This window comes from Acidovorax sp. KNOB132 (assembly GCF_057541515.1).
This window is the reverse complement of sequence record NZ_BAAJYT010000334.1, coordinates 1-3,356: the sequence shown is the minus strand read 5'-3', so window position 1 is coordinate 3,356 and position 3,356 is coordinate 1. Positions and strand designations below refer to the sequence as shown.

General features: G+C 71.0%; 3 protein-coding genes. All 3 read left to right on the top strand.

The window, feature by feature from the left end:
- Positions 1 to 288, top strand: a 288-nt coding sequence (locus AC27IO_RS22040; protein WP_498740762.1) for a LysR substrate-binding domain-containing protein, incomplete at its 5' end; no start/stop codon positions are given.
- A gap of 270 nt (positions 289 to 558) precedes the next feature.
- Positions 559 to 2,289 (top strand): methyl-accepting chemotaxis protein, encoded by a 1,731-nt coding sequence (locus AC27IO_RS22035; RefSeq protein ID WP_284431100.1) that lies wholly within the window; start codon positions 559 to 561, stop codon positions 2,287 to 2,289.
- The coding region (locus tag AC27IO_RS22030) for a chemotaxis protein CheW (RefSeq protein ID WP_498740761.1) at positions 2,286 to 3,356 on the top strand (1,071 nt) is incomplete at its 3' end. The genes AC27IO_RS22035 and AC27IO_RS22030, both read left to right, overlap by 4 nt.

Here is a 3,356-nt window from a genome sequence, read left to right as displayed (position 1 = left end):
CCCTGGCGCACCTGGTTCGGCGCCAGCGGCCTGGACTGGGCCGAGCCCACCGAGGGCTCGCAGTTCAACGACATCGGCCTGATGTGCGATGCCGCCGCGGCCGGCATGGGCGTGGCGCTGGTGCGGCTCAAGCTGGGCGCGCCCTGGCTGGAAAACGGCACCCTGGTGCGGCTCTTTCCCGGCGAGGCACCCAGCCCGCACGCCCACTACCTGTGCTGGCGCACCGGTACCATGGACCGCTGGGAATGCGCGGCCTTCACCGACTGGCTGCGCCGCACCATGGCGTGAAACGGGGGGAGCGGCACCCCGGGCCCCCGCGCCGGGCGGCGATGGCGGGCAAAAAACCCCGGTTTCGGCCGGCATGGGCTTGCGCGACGCGCACAGGGCCGTCAAGATTCCCAAAGGCCCTGCGCGGTGCGGGTCTATTGTGACGCTGGCGGCGGGCGCGGCTTCAAACCATCACATTACGCCTCGCCGGTTTTCCAGCAGGCCCGGCATTCAAGCCTGGGCTGCAGTGGCCGATAACCCCTAGATGCCGCCCACCAGGACCTTGCGACCATGAACGCCTTCACAGAACCCCTTGCCGCGTCCGAGCTGGAACGCGCACGCACCACGGGCCTGCTGGCCGCGCTGGAACGGGTGCAATGCACCATCGAATTCGACCTGGCCGGCAAGGTCCAGCACGCCAACCCCCTGTTCCTGGCCCGCATGGGCTACGCCCTCGAGGACATCGTCGGGCAGCACCACCGCATCTTCTGCCCGCCCGACGTGGCGGCCAGCGCGGCCTACGGCGCCATGTGGGAGCGCCTGGCCGCCGGCGAGATCGTCGAAGGCGTGTTCCAGCGCCTGACCAGGAACGCCGAGCCGGTGTGGCTGCAGGCCTCCTACAACCCCATCTTCGACAGTGCCGGGCGCCCGGTGGGCGTGGTCAAGCTGGCCACCGACGTGACCCAGGCGCGCCAGGCCCAGGCCGACTTCGAGGGCAAGATCGCCGCGATGGACCGGGTGCAGGCCATGATCGAGTTCGATCTGCGCGGCAAGGTGCTGCACGCCAACCCCAATTTCCTGAAGGTGTTCGGCTACACCGAGGACGAGGTCGTCGGCCAGCACCACCGGATGTTCTGCACCCCGGAAGTGGTGCGCTCGGCGGAATACGCGCGGCTGTGGGAGCGGCTGGCCCGCGGCGAATTCGATGCCGGGCGCTACCGCCGCGTGGCCAAGGACGGCTCGGACGTGTGGATCCAGGCGTCGTACAACCCCATCCTCGACTCCTCCGGCAAGCCCTACAAGGTGGTGAAGTTCGCCACCGACATCACCGAGGAAACGCGCCAGGCCGCGGAGACCAAGGGCAAGCTCGATGCCATCGGCCTGTCGCAGGCGGTGATCGAGTTCAGCGTGGATGGCCGCATTCTCACCGCCAACCCGAACTTCCTGCGCACCATGGGCTACACGCTCGATGAGATCCGGGGCAAGCACCACAGCATGTTCTGCGACCCCGATTTCGTGAAGACGCAGACCTACCGCGACTTCTGGGCGGACCTGGGCGAGGGCAAGTTCCAGAGCGCGCGCTACCGGCGCATCGGCAAGCACGACGCCGGTATCTGGATCCAGGCCACCTACAACCCCATCTTCGACGTGGAAGGCCGCGTGTACAAGGTGGTGAAGTTCGCGGTCAACGTGACCGAGCAGGTCGAACGCGAGACCGCCGTGTCGCAGAAGGTGCGGGACATCGGCGCCGTGCTGCGCACCATCTCGGACTCGATCCAGCAGGTGGCGCGCAACTCCGAGCGCTCGGCCGACCTGGCCACCCAGACCCAGCGCGAGGCCGGCCAGGGCCACCAGGTGCTGGCGCGCTCGCGCGAGGCCATCGCCGCCATCGAGCAGTCGTCCGCCGACATCCGCGACATCGTGGCCACCATCGGCGAAATCTCCAGCCAGACGCATCTGCTGGCCTTCAATGCCGCCATCGAGGCGGCGCGCGCCGGGCCGCACGGCATCGGCTTTTCCGTGGTGGCCGACGAGGTGCGCAAGCTGGCGGAAAAGTCGGCGCTCGCCGCGCAGGAAATCTCCAAGCTCGTGGGCAGCAGCGTGGCCCGCGTGGCCGAAGGCGGGCGCCTGTCCGAAGAAGTGGGCGCGGCCTTCAGCCGCATCCTGGCCGCGGTGGACAGCACCAGCCAGTCCATCGGCGAGATCCGCAACGCCATGCTGGCCCAGGAAACGTCCACCCAGGACGTCGTCGTGCTGCTGGACAAGCTGCAAGGCGCCAGTTCCGGACGCACGGGCGCATGACCGAGCCGGGCAGCCCCTCCACGCCAGCGGCGGCCGACGCCGACGCCGAAGCCCCTGCCCCTGCCCGCGCCCAGGCGCATGTGCGGGTGCGCGTGGGCGACTGCCACATCGCCATCGCGGCGGTGCATGTGGAGCGCGCGCTTGCCATCCCGCCGCAGGGCCTGGCGGCCCTTCCCCGCCGCCAGGGCGCCCTGACCGGCATGATCGACCTGGACGGCCGGGCCGTGCCGGTGGTGTCGCTGGAGCGCTGGCTGCCCATCCAGGCCTCGCCTGCGGGCGGCGCTCTACAGCGGGTGCTGGTGCTGCACGCGGGGCCGGCGCGGATCGGGTTGCGGGTGGACGAGGTCCTGGGCGTGAAGCCCGTCGATCCGCAGGCCATCGTGCGCGTGCACCACGACGGCGGCCAGGAGGAATGGTTCCAGTCGGTCGTGCCCGCCTCGGCCGGCGCGCCGATCCTGTCGGTGCTCGAGGTCGACCGCCTGATGGCCCTGTGCCAGGTCTGGTGCGAGGACGGTGCAGCGCCAAAGGACCTGGCGCCTGCGGCACGCGCCCCGGACCAGGTCCCCACCGAACGGCATGCGGTCTTCGCCGTGGGCGACGACCTGTGGGCCGTGCCGGCCAGCGCCATCCATACGGTGGTGCCCGTGCCGCACGTCGAACTGAACATGCCCCCCGGCCACCTCACGGTGGCCATCAGCACGCTGCGGGGCCGCAAGCTGCCGCTGGTGGACGTGGCCGCCGATCCGGCCCGCGCCGGTGCCGCGCTGCGCCCCTGGGTGGCCGTGCTGGAAAGCCAGGGGCAGTGGGTCGGCCTCACGGCGGACACCTGCCGGCAACTGGTCGATCTGGCTGAACCCGACCGGGCGCCCACCCCCGGCGATCCGCTGCTCAAGGGCCTGGCCCTGGTGCCCGGGCTGGGCACGCTGCGGGTGCTGGACATCGGCAAGCTGTTCGAGGCCGTGCCCGAGGCGGCCGTGAGCGACGTGGCGCCGGCGCCGACGCAGGCCGACGGCACCGAGGCGCCCGTCGGCACGCCGACGGATCGCCCAGGCCGACGCGGCCAGGCC

Excerpts from the sequence above, each read along its gene's own strand:
- AC27IO_RS22035 (WP_284431100.1), top strand. The coding sequence starts at position 559 with ATGAACGCCTTCACAGAACCCCTTGCCGCGTCCGAGCTGGAACGCGCA.